Origin of the sequence: Enterococcus sp. DIV1059_2 (genome assembly GCF_051713685.1) — a bacterium.
GTDB lineage: Bacteria > Bacillota > Bacilli > Lactobacillales > Enterococcaceae > Enterococcus_D > Enterococcus_D casseliflavus.
Window position 1 is genome coordinate 212,941 of the sequence record NZ_JBIOQK010000001.1, and the last position, 21,886, is coordinate 234,826.

Sequence of the window (21,886 nt, forward strand, 5' to 3'; positions counted from 1 at the left end):
AGGCACATAGTATGCAACCCATTCAACAGATCCACCATATTTCAGCCATCGTAGGCGATCCGCAAACGAACGTTGCCTTTTACCGTGACGTGTTGGGGTTGCGCCTCGTCAAACAAACCGTCAATTTTGATGATCCCTACACGTATCATCTTTATTACAGCAATCAAGCGTTAGAAAATGGGACCATCATCACTTTCTTCCCTTGGGCAAATGCCCATCCTGGACGAGTAGGAAGCGGACAAGTCGGCACGATCGCCTTTCGTATTCCTAAAGGCAGCAGTGCCTATTGGCAAGAACATTTGGCGAAACATCAAGTAACTGTCCAAGAAAGTACATTGTTTGACCGGCCAACTTTAGAACTTCATGATCAGCATGACCTGTCTTTGGCGCTAGTCGAAGCCGAAGAATCGGCGGAAACACCAGCGATTGTAGGCTTTCATGGGGCCGTCTTGCTTTCGGCACAACCAGAAGCGACTATTCAAACGCTGGCAGATGATCTAGGACTGAACATTTTTAACAAAACAGAGAAAAGCACCCATCTTCATACCGCAGGCACCCTCGCTCATGAGATCGTCGTGCCCCATGAAGCACTGCCAGCAGGGCGCTGGGGTGTCGGCACCGTCCATCACATCGCGTGGTCTGTGCCAACGGAAGCAGTGCAAAAAGAGTGGCAAGAGTACTTGTACGATCAAAGATACGGAGTCACTGAAATCAAAGACCGCAACTATTTCAAAGCCGTCTATTTCCAAGAGCGGGGCAACATCGTCTTTGAGATCGCAACAGAAACCCCAGGCTTTTTCGTTGATGAACCATTAGAAACGCTGGGACAGCAGTTGATGCTGCCAGCCCAATTTGAAAGCCGCCGTGTAGAGATCGAGGATCGCTTGCCAGACTTATCGGTTTAGAAAAAAGGAGACGCTGTATGCACTATTTAGATCCCAAGGATTTGACCCAACGAGAAAATTATAAGCTACTGATTGGCTCCATCATTCCACGGCCAGTGGCAGTGGTCAGTACGCAATCAGCCGATGGTATCGTCAACATCGCCCCATTCAGTTTTTTTAACATCGTCAGCTCAGAACCCGTGATCCTCTCGTTGGCTATCCAGCGCAAAGAGGGGGAACTGAAAGACACCGCCCGCAATCTGTTGGCGACGAAAGAAGCCGTCGTGCATATTTTGGATCAAACAAATGTCCAAAAGGCCAATAAAACCGCGGCATTATTGCCCGCAGACCAAAGCGAGTTGACGGTTTCTGGGTTTACCACAACGACATCGAAAACGATTGCCGTTCCTGGCTTGAACGAAGCCAGTGTACGCCTAGAAACGATTCTGCATCAGCACGTACCCATCAAAAAAGACCAGCAGACCACTGCCGATCTCTTATTGTTGGAAGTCGTCGGCTACCAGATTGCAGAGGATGTCTATCAAGACGGCAAGATCGATCCCCGTGCGTTACAAGCAGTCAGCCGGCTAGCGGGAAATTCTTACGCAACGATTGGGGAGATTTTCGATATCAAACGACCAAGTTAAAGGAGGAACTTCGATGAAAGCAATCTACCAACAAGGAGCAGCCGACGCACCAGTTTTGGTGCTGCTCCACGGCACTGGTGGCGACGAACAGTCGTTGCTGGAAGTAGGCAAAGCCCTTGATCCCCAAGCATCACTATTAGGTATTCGCGGGAACGTTTTAGAAAACGGCATGCCCCGTTACTTCAAACGCCTAGCTGAAGGGGTGTATGATGAAGCCGACTTAGCACTTCGCGGCGACGAATTAGCCGATTTCATTCGGCAAGCCGCCAAAGAATACAACTTTTCATTAGCCCAAGTGGTACTGGTGGGTTATTCCAATGGCGCCAACATTGCCATTCGCTTATTACTAAATGATAGCGACCACTTTAAAAAAGCGATCCTCTACCACGCCATGTATCCAGTCGAGAATTTACCGACGAATTCCTTGCCTGACACTCATGTGTTTCTGAGTTTTGGCAGAAACGACCCAATCGTTTCCTTAGCTGACAGTGCTTACGTCCAAGAGATCTTCACCTCACGGGGTGCAGCCCTTTCAACCATTTGGACCCCGAGTCATCAGTTAACGTATGAAGAAGTTGAACACTCACGCATGTGGTTGACCGAACAATAAAGCAGTGCCTCTTTCCTAATCAAACAGCGATCCTGCTGGTTGGTTAGGTTTTTTTGTTTCACGTGAAAACAGGAAACAGACTTGCTTTAATTACACCGAGTCAAGAGTATTTGCTGAAACATTGAATTATCTCTAGTAACCCAATTTTTTTTCATATAAAAATAAAAATTGTGATGAAAGCGATAACAAAAAGTTTGTGAAATACCTTAAACTATAAATACAGTCGCAATGGAAAGGAGGAATATGAGAGTTATGGAAGAATTCTTTGACACAAAATTGACAGATGTGATTGAAACCAATGGGAATCAAGAAGAATACTTTACCTGCATCTTTCAAAAGCTAAAAGAACAAGGATATGTTCAAGATAGTTTCTTGTTGGCGATCACCAATAGAGAAAAAGATTACCCAACGGGATTAAAGACCCAATTCATGGGAATTGCAATACCTCATACAGAACCACAACATATCAAAAAACCATTTATTTATTTAACGAAGCTCAAAACACCCATTGAGTTTGGACAGATGGGCTCGTGTGATGAATATGTGCAAGTTCGTTATATTTTTGTTTTAGGATTTGATAAAGGTGATCAGCAATTAGTTTTGTTAAAGAATTTAATGGCGATGTTCGCTGATGAGAGCACTATGAACAAGCTGTCTCAAGATATCACTGCAGATGAAATGTATCAATTAGTAACACAATATTTTAAAAATAGATAGGAGAGAAGTAATGATGAAGATCCACAATATTTATGAAGCACCGTTTATCAAGGAAATGTGTGAAGCAACAAGGAACTTGTGGAACAACGGGTGGGCAGAAAGAAATGGCGGGAACATCAGTTATCGTATAGATGAAGAGGAGGTTCAGTTTTATCTTGATACGAATCGAGTGGTTTATGAAGCGGCATTAGGTTTTGAAATTCCTGAACTGGCAGGTATGATCTTTTTAGTCTCAGGATCAGGTAAATATTTTAAAAATGTTTGGCAAAATCCAGCAGATAATTTGGTCATTTTAAAAATCGATAAAGAAGGGAAGCACTATCAAGTTTTGTGGGGACTTGAAACGGGCGGGATTCCTACGAGTGAACTTGCTTCTCATCTTAAGTGTCACGCAGTGCGTCTTCGTCAAGATTCGGAACATCGAGTGATTCTACACACCCATTCAATTGCTATTTCGGCGATGACTTTTGTTCATGATTTAGATGAAAATCGCTTTACTAAGACATTGTGGGAAATGATCACAGAATGTTTAGTCGTTTTTCCCGATGGAGTTGCTGTCTTACCGTGGATGGTCGCAGGGACAGTTGCGCTTGGGGAAGCTTCTGCAGAGAAAATGGCATACTCACGAATCGTGGTTTGGCCGCACCACGGTATTATGGGTGCCGGACAATCCATGGACGATGCCTTTGGATTGGTTGAAACTGCTGAAAAAGCAGCTGATATCTATATGCGAGCAATCGCTGCACCAACAGGAATCGTTCAAAAGATTACGGATCAACAACTTTGGGATCTAGCCGATCGCTTTGGTGTAACGCCTAAAGCTGGCATCTTAAACGAAAGAAAATAAAAAGGAGGAAAGAATTATGAAGAAGGTCAATGTCATTTCAGTATGTGGTTCGGGAACTGTTACAAGTTCGATGGTTGCGGGCAAAGTTAAAGACTTTTTAGAAGAAAATGGTTATAAGGCAAAAACGGTAGAAGTCAATCCAGGGGGAGTTGATGGGGAATTGGCTTCTGGTCAATGGGATGTGATTGTCCATACAAGTCCTTTGAAAGGAAAATATGAGATTCCAACGATCAATTCTGTAGGATTGTTGACAGGAATGGGGGAAGAAGAATTCTATGAGGAGCTGCTAAAAACAGTTGCAGCGATTGCTGGGTAATTCGAGAGAACTAAGAAGAGGAGGGGGAACCTTTGTTAGAGATTTTATCGAATATTATGGATTCGTTTGGGGCTGCGATCGTCGTTCCAGTGATTATTTTCTTTATTGCTTTAGTGATGAAAGTAAAACCCAAAAAAGCGTTTAACGCAGCACTGAATGCAGGAATCGGCTTAACCGGATTCAATATGATTATCGGCGCATATTCGCCGATCGTTACGCCAGTCGTACAAAGAATGGTAGCAGAAACAGGGGTAAACTTAAGGATTTTAGATACTGGTTGGCAGGCTACGAGTGTTGTTGCCTATTCTACACAAGTTGGGATGATTTTCTTAGGTTTGGGATTGCTTATGCAGCTCATTTTATTCGTTTTGAAATTTACCAATATTTTCATGCCTTCTGATTTATGGAATAATTATTCCTTTATGCTTTGGGGCTCGATGCTTTACATCGCAACGGGAAATTTATGGCTCTCAATTGGTTTGATGGTCCTTTCAAATCTGTATTGCTTTGTTTTTTCCGAGATCGTCGCCAAAAGATGGTCGACGTATTATGGTTATCCAAGCTGCACGATCACCGCACCACACCATATTTGCTCAGTTCCTTTAGCAATTGGCATCGATTGGATATTAACGAAGTTGGGAGCTAATAAGGTACAATGGAATCCAGAAAAAATCCAAGAAAAACTAGGGTTTTTAGGTGAACCGACTTCATTAGGACTCGTACTTGGTTCTCTGTTGGGATTAGCAGGAAACTTTATGCGGTTGAATACACTTGAAGGTTGGGGAGAAATTGCCACTGTCGGTATCGCAACGGCTGCTATCATGGCGATCTTTCCAAAAATTGCGGGTATATTTGCTTCAGCGTTTACGACCATCACGGACGCTTCGAAAAAAACTGCAAAAAGTGGAGGCAAAAATCGTGTTTGGTTTCTTGCAATCAATGATGCCGCTGGTTATGGTGAAACGTCTACTTTGTTAACAGGAATGCTGCTTATGCCGATCGTCTTGATTTTAGCAATCATTTTACCAGGAAACGAAACGTTACCGATGGTCGATCTGATTGCGATCCCTTATATGATCGAGTTGATTATTTGTATTTCAAATGGCAATATTTTTAAATCGTTGATTTCTGGAACAATTTGGTGTATCGGCGGTTTGTATATGATTACAGCTGTTGCGCCTATTTTTACTGAAGTTGCCATGGAAGTCGGTGTAAACCTTCCTGAAGGTGCGTTATTGATCTGTAGTTTTGCAGTAATGACAAACCATATTATGGGTGGTCTTTTCTTGATTTTTTTAACTCAGAATCCATTTTTGATCGGCTTGTCAGTGATAGTTTATATCGGCATGTACTTCTTTGTAAGAACGAAGAGAGAGGTTATCCATAATTATTTAGAGAAGCAAGCAGAGTTAGAATCAAATGTACAAATAACGTTAAATGAGGGGGCAACTTGATGACGAAAGTGATTGTGGTTGGTGATCGGTTGGTAGCAAGTAAGACATTAGAAGAAGCGGCCTATCAAATGAATTTAGGAGATTCTATCCAAGTTGAGCGGTTTGAATGGTACTCGGATTTAACAAAAGAACAATTTCAGGAAAAGATTTTACTGATTGAAAAAGGTGGACCTGAGGCTGTAGATATTCCTGAAGGACTGGTTGAGTCAATGAGGGATGCAGACTATCTATTTGTTCATATCGCTCCGATCTCGAAAGAAATGCTTGATCATGCGTCTTGCTTAAAATTAATCGGTACCTGTCGGGGCGGATTAGAACATGTCGCACTGGAGGAGATTAAAAGCAGAAATATTCCTTTACTTCACGTGATAAGAAATGCTGAGCCTGTAGCAGATTTTACCGTAGGGTTGATTTACGCGGAAACCCGCAACATTGCCAGAGGCCATCGAGATGTCATGAATGGCAAGTGGTCGAAATCATTTCCCAACGACCCATATAAAACCACATTGAATCATTTGACAGTGGGTTTGATTGGATTAGGGTATATTGGCAAACTTGTTGCTAAGCGGCTGAATCACTTGGGTATTTCAGTAATTGCATACGATCCGTTTATTGATCAAGAGAAAATCAGACAAGAGGGATTAGCAATTGAATTCAGAGGACTTGAGGAGACATTCTCAGAAGCGGATGTTGTATCGTTGCATTTACGGGCAAGTCCTGAAACAAAAAACTTAGTGAATGAGCAGTTGATCTCGTTGATGAAACCAAGTGCTTACTTAATCAACACGGCAAGAGCGGCAGTATTAGAAAAAGACGCATTGATCAAAGCACTTCAAGAAAAGAAAATTGCAGGTGCGGCATTAGATGTCATCTGGAAAGAACCAATTCAAAAAGATGATCCTCTTTTACAGCTAGAAAATGTGACTCTCACCCCACATATAGCTGGCGACACAATCGATGCAATACCTAAATCTCCATATCTTTTAAGAGATGTGATCAATGCGTATTTAGAAACTGGCATAAGTGATATGCTAATTAAATTATAAACAAGTTGTGTAACAAAAGAAAGTCAAACTGGGCTATAAGATGAACTCTTATAGCCCTTGACTTCTAATAGTACACAGAAAGTACTTAGGGAGAATCGGCAAAAGTTGTTTGAATGGATCTAGGTGAAAAGGGGCGGGGACAAATGGACTCGATGATGCATCGGATATTGCTATTTATTTTGAACAATCAAAGTATCTCTGCACATGTTTTGATGGAAGAATTCTATTTGAGTAAAAATCAGTTAGACTATCGAATCGGAAAAGTAAACGAATTTTTACAAGAAAAAGGATTTCCGGTAATTATCAAGAGCGGTTCTTACTATGTGTTAGACATAAAAAAGAAATATAGACAAGAAATTTTAGCCTTAGAAAAAGCACCCGTCTATTATACTGCTGAGGAAAGACAAATATATATTTTGCTTTTGATCACGTTATACGAGAAGTTCACTTTAAGCGGGTTAGCCCAAAAATTCAGAGTAAGTAAAAATACGATTTTAACAGATATCAAAAATTTGAAAATACTAGCTAACAGAAATGGCGTAGGTATTCGATCGGCGCGTCAAACAGGATATTATTTGCATGGGAAAGAAATAGATATCCGAAAGCTATGGACGAACCTATTGAAAAAAGAACAAGAAAAAGATCCTACACTTCTACAGTCTAAATCAGTTCTGATGATAGAGCACGACCTTATAAATGAAGTTTCTCTAAGAGTTGAGCAATTAGAAAAAAAGATGAATGTATCTTTTTCTGAAATTAAAGTATCTTTTTTAAGTATGATCATTTATCTATCTATTCAGCGGGCAAAACAAAAAAAGTCGATTGAAGAGTCAACGATTCGTACGGTTAATAGATTATTGGATAAGAAAACTCATGAAACAGCAGAAAAATGTTTTAAAGACTTATACAAAGACAGCCCCAAAACACTCGTTACGAAAGAAATCTACTACATAACCATGCATATACTCAGCATGAACGTTATAAAAAGAATGATGTTTCGATACAATCAAGAATTAGATACAGCAATCATGAAAAGTATCCAACGATTTGAAGAGTGTAGTATTACCGTGATTGAAAATAAGGAAGAATTGAAAGATGTGTTGTATCAGCATATTGTTCCAGCGAGTTATCGAATTCGATTTGGGGTGCCAGATGAAAATACACTATCGGAAAAAATAAAAAATGAATATAAAGCATTTGAACTGATAGTAAAAGAATCGATCAAATTTATTGAGATCGAGCTAAATATTAACTTCACAGGAATGGAGCTTTCGTACATAGTGATTCTATTTATGAGCTTCTTACATGAAGCGAAAAAAAGAAATGATCAAAAGAAGACCGCAGTTGTCGTGTGTATGCACGGCATTTCTGTGTCACACCTTTTGTTGAAAAGCTTGCGAGAACTGTTTCCTCAAATAAATTTTATTCGCTTTATGTCGTTAAGAGAATACTATGATGTTGGCCCCCAAGTAGACCTTATTTTCTCTACTGTTGAAATTGACACAGACCAACCATTCTATTTAATTAAGCACTTTTTAACAGACTCAGAGAAGAAGTTATTACGAGAAAAAGTAGAAATAGACGCTTTCGAGAACCGTAACTTGATTAGAACTAGCAGTGAGCATGAAATAGATGAGCTTATTTCTTTGATCGGAAAATATGCAACGATCCATTCAAAACAACAGTTGAGAAAAGAACTGCAAAAACATATTTTCCACAAAACCTCATCAAAGCAAGTTCCATATAATTCCAAAAAAGAAAGTCAATTGTTAGAGCTGTTGCCGTGCGCCCATATCCAGACTTACGATACAGGCGAGCTGTCCTTTGAAGAAGCGATTAGACAATGCGGAAAGCCGTTACTAAAACGAGGATTCGTTTCAGAAGCATACATCGAGACAATCATCAAAAATTATAATAGTGAGTATCCATATTTTGTTATTGCACCGAGTGTTGCTATTCCTCATGCTGCACCGGAAGACGGAGTGTACGAGTTAGGGATGTCTCTACTTCGTGTAAAAAAACCAGTGAAATTTTCTAAGCAGTTAGGTGTTCAACTATTGATTATGATTGCGCCGAAGGACAAGAAGAGCCACTTAAACGCAGTAACGACCCTACATGCTTTGGTGAGTGACACTACCTTTAGACAAAAACTCCTTTCGGCAACCTATGAGAAAGATATTTATCAACTACTGAAGGAAAGATTAGAAAATAGCGAAATCGGGGATAGGGAATGATTCACATGAACTAGAAAAAAATGACCGTTTCACATCGAGATGATTTGCGTTTTTCATTATTTATTTCCCGAGTGATTTACCATATTTATCATGCGGCAGTTCAAAACATCTTCAAGCGAAAATAAAGAACCAGTCACGAAGTTACCCTGACTGGTTTTTTATTTTATTCAGCATGGTATTCTTAGGATCGCTTATTTCAAGGGGAAATAGAGGTTTTCATCGGAAAAAAATGAGCGTACGGTTCTTTTAATACCAGTATCTGAAAGCAGATGATAAAATTTGTGAAAAATAACAATCGCATATATGTCTAGTTTGCTTATCATTAAAAATAATAGATTATTATGTTTGATAAACACAATATTTACGCTCTTTTTCGTATTTAAAGATAACAAAGACATTTTTATATAAAAACAAAAATTTTATTGACAGACAAAATGAAAGCGTTTATATTGGATATGTGGTTACTACCAGTTGAGAATAAGGGGAGGACATAAGATGCTTGGTTTGGTTTTAACAGGTCATGGAGGATTTGCGCAAGGGATGGAAAATGCGCTTGCGATGATTGCAGGGCCGCAAGAACAGTTTCTAGCAGTGCCGTTTTTAGAGGAAAATCCGTTAGCTGGCTTTGAAAAAGAGTTGCAAGGAGCAATCGATCAATTAAAGGAAACCTGTGATGGGGTCGTGATTTGTGCAGACCTTGTGGGCGGAACCCCTTTTAATGTTGCGATGACCGCTGCCAATGAGGACCCGCAAGTCGAGGTCATCGGCGGCAGCAATCTACTGATGCTAGTGGAAGGTTCGTTGACTAGATATACAGCAGCTGATCCAGAGCGTTTTTGCCAAGAACTGGCAGAGATTGGCAAGACCGGTATTTTTCACGGAAAGATCAAAGGCCATGAGGAAATCAATGAGGAAGAAGGAATTTAAACATGTGGGAAATGATCTTAGCAGCCTCAATCGTGGTGCTTGTTTTTCTCTTTCTCTTTTTGGCAGTCTCATCTTTCTTGAATGGGAAACATCTGAAAAAGCAAAAAGGCTATTTCGCTGAATTGCAGCAGTCCTTGAAAAAGGGGCAGAAAATCAAATTATACGGCGGCATTATTGGGGAGATTCAAGCACTTGGGAAAGAGACAGTGGATCTAAGGGTGAAATCGGGAACGGTGATTGAAGTAGAGCGTAGTGCGGTTGCAGAAATCATGCAGTAAATAGAAGGAGGACATATTTATGGGAGAACCAAATATTTTATTGACGCGAATCGACAATCGGTTGATTCATGGGCAAGTTGCCACACAGTGGAACGGTACGTTGGGGGCAAATCTAATTTTAGTGGCAAATGATAAGGTCGCCAAAGACAAAGTCAGACAAGGGTTGATGGATATGGCGGCGCCAGCTGGCGTCCAAACGAGGTATTTCTCGCTTCAAAAAACCATTGAGATCATTCATAAAGCATCGCCAAAACAAAAAATTTTCATGGTGGTTGAAAATCCGCAAGATGCGTTGAAATTAGCTGAAGGTGGGGTGCCGATCAAGAAACTGAACATTGGGAATATGCATATGTCAGAAGGGAAAAGACAGGTTGCTACGACAGTTGCCGTCGATGAAGCAGATGTCGATGCCTTTAAAAAACTGAAGGAAATGGGGGTGCAATTAGTGATCCAGCGGGTTCCAACGACACCTGTTGAAGATGAAAAGAAATTGTTTCAGTAATGCAGAGGTAAGGAAGGAGAAAGAAAATGGATTACACGATTTTTCAAATCATTTTAGTCTTCATAGTCACATTCATTGCCGCGATCGATCAATTTAGTTTTTTAGAATCATTGTACCAACCCATTGTTACTGGGATGGTTATCGGACTTATTCTTGGAGATCTTCAAACCGGCTTGATCGTTGGCGGAACGTATCAGTTAATGACGATCGGCAATATGCCGGTGGGCGGCGCGCAACCGCCAAATGCGGTGATTGGCGGAATTATGGCAGCAATCTTAGCGATCACGCTGCAGCTGGAACCCACAGTAGCGGTTGCTACGGCGATTCCGTTTTCTTTGCTGGGGCAATATGGGGTGACGATTATCTTCTCACTAATGTCGCCAGTGATGTCAAAAGCCGACAGCTACGCCCATGATGCCAATACGAAGGGGATTGATCGAATCAATTATTTAGCGATGGCGGGTCTTGGTACGATTTTCGGCTTGATCGTGGTCTTATTCTTTATCGGCGGTGCTGCTTTCGGGAATCAGGCGGTCGCAGCGATCCCTCAATGGTTGATGGGTGGGCTCGGCGCAGCTGGGGGCATGATGCGGTATGTCGGTTTTGCGATTTTACTAAAAGTGATGGTTTCCAAAGAAATGTGGGGCTTCTTCTTTATGGGGTTTGGTTTAGCCACGATCGTAATGGCGGCACCTTCCTTGCAAGGACCAGCCTTGATCATTCTAGCCTTTATCGGTTTTGCATTAGCCTTTTGGGATTATCAAATCCAGTCCAAATTTAAAGTAGCAGCAGCCAATACCTATGATTTCGGAGGCGATGAAGATGGCATATAATATTCCCGATTCTTATAGCGAACAAGCGCCCGCAGAACAACTGGATAAAAAGACCTTGAACAATATGGTCTGGCGTTCCTTATTTCTACAAGCCTCTTTCAACTATGAGCGAATGCAGGCAGGAGGCTGGTTATTCAGTATTTTACCGGGATTGAAAAAGATCCACAAAAATGAAAAGGACTTGGCTGCTTCAATGAGCCATAACTTAGAGTTTTTCAATACTCATCCATTCTTGGTGAACTTTGTGATGGGGATCATTTTATCGATGGAACAAAACAAAGCCGATATTCCCATGATTCGGGCAGTGCGAGTCGCCGCGATGGGACCGTTAGGCGGGATCGGTGATGCGTTGTTCTGGTTTACCTTGGTACCAATCACGGCGGGTATCACAGCCAATATGGCGATCAGCGGCAATATCGCTGCACCGTTTATATTCTTACTGGTATTCAATGCGGCCCAATTTGGTTTGCGGTACTTCTTGATGCACTGGTCCTATCGTTTAGGGACAGATGCAATTGGCATCTTAACGGAAAATGCCAAAGAGTTTACCCGAGCAGCGAGTATTTTAGGGATTTTTGTTGTCGGTTCCTTGACCTGCGTGTATGGAGCGACGTCTTTGGATATTCAGATCCCTAACGGCACTACCAATGAAGTGACGCAAGCGACGACGATCGTGGATGATCAAGCAGCCATTGCCGCTTACGAAGACATGCTGTATACCACAGATGAGAATGGTCAATTGACTGACACATTGCAAGAAAATGCGGCGGTCAACGAACTGGCTAACGGCAAATATGAATTGACGTTTAACAAAGTCAACGAAGTGCCTGTGACGATCGATATTCAAAAAATCCTCGATGGGATCTTGCCGCAAGTGATTCCATTGACCATCACATTGATGCTGTATTTCTTCTTATCAAAACGCGGCTGGACGCCGTTGAAATGTATCGCTTTGCTGCTAGTGATCGGCTTGATCGGTTCTGGCTTTGGTCTGTATCCATCCATTTGGCCGCAATAAGCAAGCTAGCAGAAGAAACGGCGCAACACGTAGGAGGAGTTTTGCTAAGCAAGCAACAGCTGACTTTTCAGCTTAGTTCGTGCTGGCAATTGGTTCATTTTCCTGCGTGAAAAGACACAAATTCAGGAAACAGAGCCCCTGTAGACGATTGTTTGACACGCCTATCGGGAAATAGTACACTCGTTGTGTGGTAGTAACCAGTTTGGAGGGGCTTATGAATATCAATAAAAATCGACAACCATTATACGATCAATTGTTAAATTTACTGATTGAAAAAATCGAAAATGAAATGGAAGCAGACACAATGCTTCCCTCAGAAAGAGAGCTGTCAAAGCGCTACGGATTAAGTCGGACCACCGTTCGCTTGGCTCTACAGGAGTTAGAAAAATTAGGCTATATTTATCGCCAACACGGCAAAGGCACCTTTGTCTCGGATATCCGCAAGCAGGCAACCAATTTATCAGGTTCGTATAGTTTTACCGAACAGATGAAAGCACTAGGGAAACAACCAGAAACTAGAGTATTGGCATTCAAAAAAATGGAAGCGACAAAATATTTTGCCACTCAGTTGCAAGTTTCCATCGGCGAGCCGATCTACAAGTTAAAACGATTGCGTCTTGCTGATGGCCAACCGATGATGATCGAGCGTTCTTATCTGCCGGTCAAACGCTTCATGCATTTAACGAGTGAGATGATCGAGCAAAAACCATTGTACGACATCTTCCATGAAGATTTTCATCAAGTGATCCGCCTCGCGGACGAAGAATTTTTTGCCAGCATTGCCAGTGCAAAAGATGCGGCATTGCTAAAAATCCACGAAGGTGCGCCGGTGTTGAACCTGGTACGCAGCACGTTCAATATTGAAAATGAAGTGATCGAATACACCTTGAGTGTTGCTCGAGCAGACCAATTTAGATACAAAGTCCGCCACTTGCGTAACGACGAGTAGCGCATTTCCTAGACAGTCTGAAATGATCCACTCGAGCAAAGAAAAGGCATGTATTCAAAACCAGTGAGGTCGAGGAAGTTTGCCCTTTGGGTGATCGCTAAGCATTCATCCAAGACAAGCGCTCCTCGCACCGTCACTGGGAATACATACTGGAAAAACAGTAGCTAGGAGGAAGAAAGATGTTTCAACTGTCAACAAAGGAATTAGCAGAATTAGGTGCGGAGATTACAACAAGAGAAATCAAACAACAGCCAGAACTTTGGCAAGAAACCTTGACGATCTATCAAGAAAAGCAAGAGGCGATCGCGGCTTTCTTACGTACCATCAAGCAAAAGACGGACAAACGAATCCGGGTGGTCTTCACGGGAGCGGGGACGTCGCAATATGTTGGAGATACGATCGTTCCTTACTTGAATAAGACCGGCGCAACTGCGGATTATCTTTTTGAAAGTATTGCTACGACGGATATTGTCGCAGCTCCAGAACAAGTTTTATTTGCGGATGAACCAACACTGCTCGTTTCTTTTGCTAGAAGCGGCAATTCACCAGAAAGTTTAGCAGCGGTCAAAATCGTCGATCAATTCGTTGCCGACAGTTATCATTTGACGATCACTTGTGCAGCCGACGGATCTTTGGCACAACAAGCTGCCGCTGATGAAACGAGCTATCTGTTATTGATGCCTGAGAGGTCAAATGATGCTGGCTTTGCAATGACGGGAAGTTTTTCTTGCATGGCTCTTTCCGCACTGCTGATTTTTGACCAGACGCCTCTGACAGAAAAGAGGCATTATGTTGAAACCCTTAGCCGATTGGGGCAAGAAGTGATCGACAGAGAAACAGAACTCCAAGTACTGACGGACCGTTCCTTTAAGCGGATCGTTTACCTTGGGTCAGGCACGTTGTCGGGGTTGACCAGGGAAGCACAGCTAAAAGTATTGGAACTGACTGCGGGAAAAATCGCCACCGTGTTCGATTCTTCGATGGGCTTCCGTCATGGACCGAAATCATTCGTAGATGACCAAACCCTCGTCTTTGTCTTTGTCAGCAATACGTCCTACACGCGGCAGTATGATCTTGATATGTTGGAAGAATTAAAGAGCGACGGCATCGCCGCCGCAGTGACTGCTATCGGACAGCCGACAGCTGTGAATTTCTCAGGAACAAACTTTTTCTTTCCAGATGACACATCATTGCCAGACGGTTATCTTGCCTTAGCAGACATTGTCTTTGCACAAACGATCGCACTGCTGGCATCGATCAAAGTCGGGAATACACCCGACACACCTTCGCCAACGCGTACCGTCAATCGGGTGGTCAAAGGCGTGACGATTCATCCGTATAACAACTAACGATGACTGAGAAAGCCCACCACGAGCACGTATCTTTTCGTGTACGAAGTCGATACGTGCGGTGGTCAATCAGTCGAACGGCTTCATCAATAGACATTTTTATACGTGCTGACAACCGTTTCGCCAACGCTGAAAAAAGTGAAAGCGGTTGATTCTTTGGCATGGACAAAAAGGAGGAATTTTAATGAAAGCAACCGTAACGAAAGCCAAAAAAGCAGCGATGGATCGCCTGTCAACGAAAGAAGGAGTGATCGCAGCTTTAGCGATCGACCAACGAGGTGCCTTGAAAAAAATGATGGCAGCACTTGGCGTGGAGGCTGATGCAGAGAAAATCAGCCAGTTTAAAACGCTAGTCTCACAAGAATTGACCCCTTACGCGTCTTCTATTTTATTAGATCCAGAATATGGGTTGGCAGCTGCGCAAAGCCGTGATCCAGAGGCGGGGCTTTTGCTGGCGTATGAAAAAACCGGCTATGATGCGACTACGCCGGGACGTTTGCCTGATTTATTAGGGGAATGGTCGGTTGAGCGATTAAAAGCAGCTGGCGCAGATGCCATCAAATTTTTGCTTTACTATGATGTAGATGAAGATGCTCAGATCAATCAGTTGAAACATGTCTTTGTGGAACGACTCGGCAGTGAATGCCAAGCGGCTGATCTGCCCTTCTTTTTAGAAGTCCTTTCCTATGATGCTAAGCTGCCTGAAGTCGACTCAAAAGCATATGCGCAACGCAAACCAGAAAAAGTCATCGGATTGATGAAGGAATTTTCAAAACCGCAGTACAAAGTTGACGTGTTAAAAGTGGAAGTACCAGTCAACATGAATTATGTGGCAGGTTTTGCCAAGGGAGAAGCCGTGCATACCAAGGAAGAAGCTGCCGCGTATTTCAAAGCGCAAAGCGACGCGACGCATCTGCCGTTTATTTTTCTCAGTGCAGGGGTATCGGCCAGCTTATTCCAAGAAACGCTGGTTTTTGCCAAAGAAGCTGGCTCCACCTTCAATGGCGTCTTGTGCGGCCGGGCAACGTGGAAAGATGGTGTTGAACCCTTTGTAAAACAAGGAACAGAAGCAGCCAAAGAATGGCTAGCAAGTACTGGAAAACAGCACATCGAAGACTTGAATGAAGTGATCCAAAAGACCGCCACTTCTTGGTGGGACAAAGTCACGGTCGAAGAATAGTTTTTTCGCTGTTTGACAAGAGAAATGGCCAGTAATCAGACATCTTAAGGGCTTTTGAGAAGAAGTGGTAGGCTTCTGACTTAAGGCTTTAGGGTGTCTTTTTCTAGTGAAAAAAGGTTGATAGTATAACGGACGCTGCCCTCATCTAGACAAAAAAGGGTTAGCAAAAAATTATGAAAAAAAGTCAGAGCACTATGGATGATTTATCATAATTTTTTCATATAGACTAAGTTAACTTTGCTAGTTAAAAGAAAAAGAAGGGAAGAAAATCAATCCTAAAAGATTTGTTAACAGGTTAAGTCAAAAATCCCTCGAAATCTTTTCTCATTTTTCAGCAGTATTGCCAGTAGAAGATCGCTTGATAAAAAAGCCGTGGCTTGCTATTCTGTTCTGTAAATTGACAGAAGGAGATGGCGTATGAAGCAAATGGCAATCAAAGAGAATCCGTTTTTGACGCGTCTGGATTATCAGCGGGCATTGGAAGACATGATCGCTCCTTTGCAAGCAGCGATCTTGGCAGATGACTATCCAGGATTGAATCTAGGTAGCAGTGGGGCCGTGTATGACCGAACACGGGCTGAGATGGAAGCGCTTGTGCGTCCTTTGTGGGGGCTAGCGCCTTATTGGAGAGGTTGCCCAGATGATCCGTTACGAGCAGCTTACGTAGAAAAAGTGATAGCAGGGACAGATCCTGAACACGCGTTTTACTGGGGAAGGATCACGGATTATGATCAATACATCGTGGAAGCAGCCGCATTGTCATTGACCCTATTGTTGCAGAAGGACGCTTTTTGGACAGCGTTGCCGCAGAAGAACCAGCGAAAGCTAGTGGCTTGGCTTTCCCAAGCACTTGAGTGCAAGATTCCTAAGAACAACTGGACATTCTTCAAAGTGTTGATACGCGTTGCCTTGTTTCACTGTGGGGAACCGTTGGCAAAAGACGCATTGTCCCAAGAGTTGGCATTGATCGATTCCATGTACGTTGGCGATGGTTGGTACGTAGACGGGAAAACGACGCAGCGAGATTACTACATTCCTTTTGCGTTTCATTATTACGGCTTGATTTACGCTACATTTATGCAAGACGAAGATCCAGAATGGGCGCAGCGTTTTAAAGAGCGAGCCACGCTATTTGCGCAAGACTTCGTCTATTATTTTGATGAAGATGGCGAAGCCTTGCCCTATGGCCGCAGCCTGACTTATCGGTTTGCGCAAGGGGCGTTTTTCTCGGCACTGGTTTTCGCAGACGTCGAAGCGATCCCATGGGGACAGGTGCGAGGACTACTGGCGAAGCACTTGCGCAATTGGATGGCACAAGAAATTTTCACTTTCGATGGTCGCTTGTCCATCGGGTACCACTATGAAAATCATGTAATGGCAGAAGGGTATAATGCACCAGGCTCGCCTTATTGGGGGCTGAAGACCTTTTTGCTTTTAGCGGTCGCAGAAACGCATCCTTTTTGGCGGGCTGAACCTGAGCCGATCAAAAGAGAGCCGCAAAAACGGATTGAAAAAGGCAATATGTTGCTGGTGCACAACGAAAAAAGCCATCATCTGTTGGGGTATCCTGCAGGCTTGATGCTTGAACAGCAAGCCCATGCTCAAGCAAAATACAGCAAATTCGTCTATTCGAGCAAACTTGGTTTCAGTGTGCCGAAAGCTGGCGTCACGTATGCCGAAGGCGCCTTCGATAGCACATTAGCTATTGCTCGAGATGGCAGCTATTTTCGCACGAAGGGCGCAGTCAGGGATTATCGGGTGACGGAAAAAGGGGTCTTTTACCAATGGGCACCCTTTGAGGAGGTAGTGATTGAAACTGAGATTTATCCCTTTGGTCAGTGGCATGTGCGCGTGCACGAGTTGACGACGACGATTTCGTTGGACCTCCGTGAGGGCGGGTTTAGTGTACCGCTGACTGGACGGTTGCCTCAGGCCCAAACAGGACCGACCTGGAGTCGAGTCAGTGAAGGAGGCTTTTGTTCTCAAATCATCAACATCGAAGGCTATCAACAAGCCAGTATTGTTCAGCCAGAAGCCAATACCTCCGTCTTTTTTCCAAGAACTAGTTTTCCATACTTAGCACAACATATTCCACCAGGGAAACACCGTTTGATTTGTTTAGTCGGTGGTATCGTAGAAAAAGAAAGGAGCGATCCAAATGATTACGCTAGCAATAAAAAATAAGCAGGACCAGGTGATCGTCGGTCGCATCGACCATGAAAAAGAACCCGCGCCGTTTCAAGTTTCTGGTGATGATTTGGCCGTATTAGCCATTAAAAACTATCCCTATGAGGAAGGGGATAAGATCGTCGTTGAGGTGACAGGGGAAAATCCGTATTATGTCCTTCAGCTTGATGAAACCTTAACACCGTCCCTGATCTATCTTTCCCAATCCACTTGGGAATATCAGATCCCTTGGACGGAATCTCATCGAAAGTCCTCGGTGGAAACGGCCTTTGCCTCGCAGCGCCATCACCTGATGGTGCGCAAAGCCCATGCGTTTGAGATCACGAATTATCAAAATTTATCTTTCAATGCCCATGATCAAAAGTCAGCGACAGGGGCGTATCCTCATGCTTCAGCGAATGTGGAGACGCGAGATGATTCCGTCTTTTTTGCCAAGAATGCGATCGATGGAAAATATGGCAACCGATCCCACGGTTCGTATCCGTTTGCTTCTTGGGGCATCAATCAGCAAGCCGATGCTGCATTGACCATTGATTTTGGTCGTCCTGTCTTGATCGATCGGGTTCGTTTTCTATTACGGGCTGATTATCCCCATGATAGCTATTGGACCAAAGGGACCTTGGTCTTTGCTGATGGAGAAGAGCTGGTGGTGGAAACGACAAATACGGCGTCTTTTCAAGAAGTTCGTTTTCCGAAAAAAGAAACGACTAAGCTGACCTATAAAGAGCTGCAAAAAGCAGAGGATGATTCCCCGTTTCCAGCTCTTACACAAATCGAAGTATTTGGTTGGAACTGTTAAAAAAAGAGGACAAGAGCATGACAGGTCTGCATTTGTGGGCAGCTGTCATGCTCTTTTTTTAGGAATCAATGAAGGAAGGTCGCTTTTTTTGTTCGTTTACGTTATAATGATTTCAGTTAATATGTTAACAAGTTAAGAGGAGGGTAAACATGCGTCTGCAAGGGAACAAACAACGCTTGATCCTGTTAGGAGAAAAAGTGACCGATGTGTGGTTAGCGGATAAAATCACCGCGTGCATCCAACAGATCGAAAAAAATAGTCAGCGCTTTGGCACACAGTTTCCTTCAGCCTGTGCCACCGATGGCAAATATCGGCTGAAAGGCAACGATGATTGGACCAATGGCTTTTGGACGGGGATGTTGTGGCTCGCCTATGAGTGGACCAAAGAAAAGATCTTTTTGACTCGAGCTATGGAGAATATCGACAGTTTTCAAACGCGCTTAGACGACCATTTTGTATTAGATCATCATGATATCGGGTTTTTATATAGCTTATCCGCCGGTGCTGGCTACAAGATCACTGGCGATGAACACTGCAAGCAAGAAGTCATTCAAGCAGCAGATGTTTTGTTGGCACGGTTTCAAGAAAAGGGGGAATTTATTCAAGCTTGGGGCACTTATGGCGACCCACAAGAATACCGCTTGATTATTGATTCGCTACTGAACTTGCCGCTTTTATTTGCAGCAACCCAATTGTCGGGAGAGACTCGCTATGCAGAGGCCGCGAGTAAGCATTATCAGACAGTCCGAAATACCGTCATCAAAAATGACGCCACCACCTTTCATACGTATTATTTCGAACCTGAAACGGGGCAGCCAAGTCACGGTGCGACGCATCAAGGAAACAGCGACCAATCGATTTGGGCACGAGGGCAAAGCTGGGCGATTTTAGGGCTTCCTTTGAATGAAAGCTACCTGTATAGTCAGCCTTTTCCAGAAAATTATTCGCAGATCGTGGAGGTGTTCTTAGCTCATTTGCCAGCAGATTTGGTGCCGTATTGGGACTTTGATTTTAACGACCAACATCCTGCTGAAAAAGACAGCTCAGCTTTAGCGATCGCAGCTTGTGGCTTGTTGGAAGCAGAGAAAATGGGGGCGTATCCGGATGCTAAAAAAATCGCTAAAGGGATGCTTTACCAATTAGGCGAGCAGTATGCAGCGAGCCAAGTGCCAGAAAATGAGGGCTTATTGCTACATGGTGTGTATGCTCATGCGGAAGGCAAAGGCATCGATGAACCCAATCTTTGGGGAGACTATTTCTATTTAGAAGGATTGATCCGATTGGCATTGCCTAATTGGCAAAGATACTGGTAAAGGGGAAGACGACATGCGAACGTTTGAGATAAAAGAAGATTTTTTGTTAGATGGAAAACCAATCAAATTGATCAGCGGAGCGATCCATTATTTCCGCATGACACCGGCGCAATGGACAGATAGCCTCTACAATCTAAAAGCACTGGGAGCCAACACAGTTGAGACCTACATTCCTTGGAATCTCCACGAACCTCGTGAAGGAGTCTACGACTTTGAAGGAATGAAAGACATCTGTGCTTTTGTAAAGCAAGCCCAAGCGCTAGGCTTGATGGTCATTTTGCGGCCTTCTGTCTACATTTGTGCTGAATGGGAATTTGGCGGGCTGCCAGCTTGGCTGTTAAACGAACCGATGCGGTTGCGCTCAACCGACCCACGCTTCATGGCAAAGGTGCGTAACTATTTCCAGGTCTTGCTGCCAAAACTTGTGCCGTTGCAGATCACCCATGGGGGACCAGTGATCATGATGCAGGTGGAAAATGAGTATGGCTCTTATGGAATGGAAAAAGCATATTTGCGCCAGACCAAAGAGTTGATGGAAGAATGCGGCATCGATGTACCCTTGTTTACTTCAGATGGGGCATGGGAAGAAGTCTTGGACGCTGGGACATTGATTGAAGACGATGTCTTTGTCACAGGCAATTTCGGCAGTCGTTCCAAGGAAAATGCGGCTGTGATGAAAGAGTTTATGGCAAAACATGGCAAAAACTGGCCCATCATGTGCATGGAATATTGGGATGGCTGGTTCAACCGCTGGGGCGAGCCAATCATCAAGCGAGACGGTCAAGACTTAGCCAATGAAGTCAAAGAGATGTTAGCAGTCGGTTCCTTGAATCTTTACATGTTCCATGGAGGCACGAATTTTGGCTTTTACAATGGCTGTTCCGCTCGGAGGGCGCTGGATCTACCACAAGTGTCCAGCTATGATTACGATGCTTTACTGACAGAAGCAGGAGAACCTACCGACAAATACTATCAGGTACAAAAAGCCATAAAAGAAGCCTGTCCCGAAGTGTGGCAAGCCAAACCACGGACCAAGCAATTAGCGGCATTAGGAACCTTTCCCATCGAAAACAGTGTCTCGTTATTGGCCATCAAAGACCAGCTGATGGCCCCGCAAGAAAGCATGTATCCACTAACAATGGAAGCTGCCAGTACAGGCTACGGCTATTTGCTCTATTCGGTTCAGTTAAAAAACTATCATCGAGAAAACAAATTAAAAGTGGTAGAAGCTAGCGATCGGTTGCATATTTTTACCGACGGCCAATTACAGGCGATCCAATACCAAGAAACGCTAGGTGAGGAGCTGTTGATCCAAGGGACACCAGATAAAGAAACCATCGAGCTAGATGTCTTAGTAGAAAACTTAGGGCGCGTGAATTACGGATTTAAATTGAATGGGCCTACACAAGCCAAAGGCATCCGTGGAGGTATCATGCAAGACATTCATTTTCATCAAGGCTATCGTCATTACCCAGTGACGCTTTCCGCAGAGCAGCTGCAAGCCATCGATTATCAAGCAGGAAAAAATCCGACACACCCCTCCTTTTATCAAACGACCTTCACGCTGACAGAGGTAGGAGATACGTTCATCGATTGCCGTGGGTATGGCAAAGGTGTCGTTATCGTGAACGGCATCAATCTTGGTCGCTATTGGCAACGTGGCCCCGTGCATTCCTTATACTGTCCGAAAGAATTTTTGAAAAAAGGCAGCAACGAAGTCGTGGTATTTGAAACCGATGGCGTGGAGATCAAGGAGCTCGTTTTCTGTGATCAACCTGTCGTGGAATAAAAAAATA

At 43.5% G+C, this 21,886-nt stretch carries 21 protein-coding genes; all 21 read left to right on the forward strand.

The features are described 5' to 3' along the window. Positions 1–11: 11 nt before the first annotated feature. The 21 genes from IGI72_RS00995 to IGI72_RS01095 all read left to right on the forward strand — a co-directional run bounded on the left by IGI72_RS00995 (position 12) and on the right by IGI72_RS01095 (position 21,879). Positions 12–905: a VOC family protein gene (locus tag IGI72_RS00995; RefSeq protein ID WP_347482994.1), complete on the forward strand. Its 894-nt coding sequence runs from the start codon at positions 12–14 to the stop codon at positions 903–905. A 17-nt stretch (positions 906–922) separates the two neighbouring features. Beyond that, a complete protein-coding gene (locus IGI72_RS01000; protein ID WP_438752724.1) occupies positions 923–1,531 on the forward strand; it encodes a flavin reductase family protein in 609 nt (202 codons plus the stop codon). Positions 1,532–1,544: 13 nt separating this feature from the next. Further along, positions 1,545–2,141 (forward strand): alpha/beta hydrolase, encoded by a 597-nt coding sequence (locus IGI72_RS01005; protein ID WP_438752726.1) that lies wholly within the window; start codon positions 1,545–1,547, stop codon positions 2,139–2,141. 252 nt (positions 2,142–2,393) lie between these two features. Next, positions 2,394–2,858, forward strand: coding sequence for a PTS sugar transporter subunit IIA (locus IGI72_RS01010; RefSeq protein ID WP_438752728.1), 465 nt, complete (start codon positions 2,394–2,396; stop codon positions 2,856–2,858). 13 nt (positions 2,859–2,871) lie between these two features. Then, positions 2,872–3,705, forward strand: a complete 834-nt coding sequence (gene rhaD, locus IGI72_RS01015) for a rhamnulose-1-phosphate aldolase (protein WP_086339158.1) — start codon at positions 2,872–2,874, stop codon at positions 3,703–3,705. A gap of 16 nt (positions 3,706–3,721) precedes the next feature. Next, positions 3,722–4,021: a PTS sugar transporter subunit IIB gene (locus IGI72_RS01020; protein ID WP_086338927.1), complete on the forward strand. Its 300-nt coding sequence runs from the start codon at positions 3,722–3,724 to the stop codon at positions 4,019–4,021. Positions 4,022–4,053: 32 nt separating this feature from the next. Beyond that, positions 4,054–5,475 carry a PTS galactitol transporter subunit IIC gene (locus tag IGI72_RS01025; protein WP_081117715.1) on the forward strand — a complete coding sequence of 474 codons (1,422 nt, stop codon included), beginning with the start codon at positions 4,054–4,056 and terminating at the stop codon, positions 5,473–5,475. Beyond that, positions 5,475–6,521, forward strand: coding sequence for a 2-hydroxyacid dehydrogenase (locus IGI72_RS01030; protein ID WP_438752731.1), 1,047 nt, complete (start codon positions 5,475–5,477; stop codon positions 6,519–6,521). Before IGI72_RS01025 ends, IGI72_RS01030 begins: the two co-directional genes overlap by 1 nt. Before the next feature lie 143 nt (positions 6,522–6,664). Continuing rightward, entirely contained in the window at positions 6,665–8,755 is a 2,091-nt protein-coding gene (locus IGI72_RS01035; RefSeq protein WP_438752733.1) for a BglG family transcription antiterminator, read from the forward strand. A 495-nt stretch (positions 8,756–9,250) separates the two neighbouring features. Continuing rightward, positions 9,251–9,682, forward strand: a complete 432-nt coding sequence (locus IGI72_RS01040) for a PTS sugar transporter subunit IIA (protein ID WP_115231572.1) — start codon at positions 9,251–9,253, stop codon at positions 9,680–9,682. Positions 9,683–9,684: 2 nt separating this feature from the next. Further along, positions 9,685–9,960 (forward strand): preprotein translocase subunit YajC, encoded by a 276-nt coding sequence (yajC, locus tag IGI72_RS01045; RefSeq protein ID WP_008376459.1) that lies wholly within the window; start codon positions 9,685–9,687, stop codon positions 9,958–9,960. Positions 9,961–9,979: 19 nt separating this feature from the next. Next, positions 9,980–10,462, forward strand: coding sequence for a PTS N-acetylgalactosamine transporter subunit IIB (gene agaV / locus IGI72_RS01050; RefSeq protein ID WP_005226769.1), 483 nt, complete (start codon positions 9,980–9,982; stop codon positions 10,460–10,462). A 26-nt stretch (positions 10,463–10,488) separates the two neighbouring features. Then, a complete protein-coding gene (locus tag IGI72_RS01055; RefSeq protein WP_005226770.1) occupies positions 10,489–11,295 on the forward strand; it encodes a PTS mannose/fructose/sorbose/N-acetylgalactosamine transporter subunit IIC in 807 nt (268 codons plus the stop codon). Next, complete coding sequence (locus IGI72_RS01060) at positions 11,285–12,313, forward strand: PTS system mannose/fructose/sorbose family transporter subunit IID (protein WP_005226771.1); 1,029 nt, start codon at positions 11,285–11,287, stop codon at positions 12,311–12,313. Before IGI72_RS01055 ends, IGI72_RS01060 begins: the two co-directional genes overlap by 11 nt. Before the next feature lie 214 nt (positions 12,314–12,527). Beyond that, a complete protein-coding gene (locus tag IGI72_RS01065; RefSeq protein WP_005226773.1) occupies positions 12,528–13,262 on the forward strand; it encodes a GntR family transcriptional regulator in 735 nt (244 codons plus the stop codon). 179 nt (positions 13,263–13,441) lie between these two features. Then, positions 13,442–14,611 carry an SIS domain-containing protein gene (locus IGI72_RS01070; RefSeq protein ID WP_438752736.1) on the forward strand — a complete coding sequence of 390 codons (1,170 nt, stop codon included), beginning with the start codon at positions 13,442–13,444 and terminating at the stop codon, positions 14,609–14,611. Between the two features lie 184 nt (positions 14,612–14,795). Next, positions 14,796–15,791 carry a tagatose-bisphosphate aldolase gene (gene lacD, locus IGI72_RS01075; RefSeq protein ID WP_319026210.1) on the forward strand — a complete coding sequence of 332 codons (996 nt, stop codon included), beginning with the start codon at positions 14,796–14,798 and terminating at the stop codon, positions 15,789–15,791. Positions 15,792–16,208: 417 nt separating this feature from the next. Further along, complete coding sequence (locus IGI72_RS01080; RefSeq protein ID WP_438752739.1) at positions 16,209–17,975, forward strand: DUF2264 domain-containing protein; 1,767 nt, start codon at positions 16,209–16,211, stop codon at positions 17,973–17,975. After that, positions 17,950–18,777 (forward strand): DUF7402 domain-containing protein, encoded by an 828-nt coding sequence (locus tag IGI72_RS01085; protein WP_438752741.1) that lies wholly within the window; start codon positions 17,950–17,952, stop codon positions 18,775–18,777. Before IGI72_RS01080 ends, IGI72_RS01085 begins: the two co-directional genes overlap by 26 nt. Positions 18,778–18,926: 149 nt before the next feature. Further along, positions 18,927–20,090 (forward strand): glycoside hydrolase family 88 protein, encoded by a 1,164-nt coding sequence (locus tag IGI72_RS01090; RefSeq protein ID WP_438752743.1) that lies wholly within the window; start codon positions 18,927–18,929, stop codon positions 20,088–20,090. Positions 20,091–20,103: 13 nt separating this feature from the next. Next, a complete protein-coding gene (locus IGI72_RS01095) occupies positions 20,104–21,879 on the forward strand; it encodes a glycoside hydrolase family 35 protein (RefSeq protein WP_438752746.1) in 1,776 nt (591 codons plus the stop codon). The last annotated feature ends 7 nt before the right edge of the window (positions 21,880–21,886 follow it).

Coding starts and splice junctions, on each gene's coding strand:
- IGI72_RS01085 (WP_438752741.1), top strand. CDS start 17,950: ATGATTACGCTAGCAATAAAAAATAAGCAGGACCAGGTGATCGTCGGT.
- IGI72_RS01070 (WP_438752736.1), top strand. CDS start 13,442: ATGTTTCAACTGTCAACAAAGGAATTAGCAGAATTAGGTGCGGAGATT.
- IGI72_RS01065 (WP_005226773.1), top strand. CDS start 12,528: ATGAATATCAATAAAAATCGACAACCATTATACGATCAATTGTTAAAT.
- rhaD (WP_086339158.1), top strand. CDS start 2,872: ATGAAGATCCACAATATTTATGAAGCACCGTTTATCAAGGAAATGTGT.
- IGI72_RS01090 (WP_438752743.1), top strand. CDS start 18,927: ATGCGTCTGCAAGGGAACAAACAACGCTTGATCCTGTTAGGAGAAAAA.
- IGI72_RS00995 (WP_347482994.1), top strand. CDS start 12: ATGCAACCCATTCAACAGATCCACCATATTTCAGCCATCGTAGGCGAT.
- lacD (WP_319026210.1), top strand. CDS start 14,796: ATGAAAGCAACCGTAACGAAAGCCAAAAAAGCAGCGATGGATCGCCTG.
- IGI72_RS01005 (WP_438752726.1), top strand. CDS start 1,545: ATGAAAGCAATCTACCAACAAGGAGCAGCCGACGCACCAGTTTTGGTG.
- IGI72_RS01040 (WP_115231572.1), top strand. CDS start 9,251: ATGCTTGGTTTGGTTTTAACAGGTCATGGAGGATTTGCGCAAGGGATG.
- agaV (WP_005226769.1), top strand. CDS start 9,980: ATGGGAGAACCAAATATTTTATTGACGCGAATCGACAATCGGTTGATT.
- IGI72_RS01020 (WP_086338927.1), top strand. CDS start 3,722: ATGAAGAAGGTCAATGTCATTTCAGTATGTGGTTCGGGAACTGTTACA.
- yajC (WP_008376459.1), top strand. CDS start 9,685: ATGTGGGAAATGATCTTAGCAGCCTCAATCGTGGTGCTTGTTTTTCTC.
- IGI72_RS01000 (WP_438752724.1), top strand. CDS start 923: ATGCACTATTTAGATCCCAAGGATTTGACCCAACGAGAAAATTATAAG.
- IGI72_RS01095 (WP_438752746.1), top strand. CDS start 20,104: ATGCGAACGTTTGAGATAAAAGAAGATTTTTTGTTAGATGGAAAACCA.
- IGI72_RS01060 (WP_005226771.1), top strand. CDS start 11,285: ATGGCATATAATATTCCCGATTCTTATAGCGAACAAGCGCCCGCAGAA.
- IGI72_RS01080 (WP_438752739.1), top strand. CDS start 16,209: ATGAAGCAAATGGCAATCAAAGAGAATCCGTTTTTGACGCGTCTGGAT.
- IGI72_RS01035 (WP_438752733.1), top strand. CDS start 6,665: ATGGACTCGATGATGCATCGGATATTGCTATTTATTTTGAACAATCAA.
- IGI72_RS01030 (WP_438752731.1), top strand. CDS start 5,475: ATGACGAAAGTGATTGTGGTTGGTGATCGGTTGGTAGCAAGTAAGACA.
- IGI72_RS01010 (WP_438752728.1), top strand. CDS start 2,394: ATGGAAGAATTCTTTGACACAAAATTGACAGATGTGATTGAAACCAAT.
- IGI72_RS01055 (WP_005226770.1), top strand. CDS start 10,489: ATGGATTACACGATTTTTCAAATCATTTTAGTCTTCATAGTCACATTC.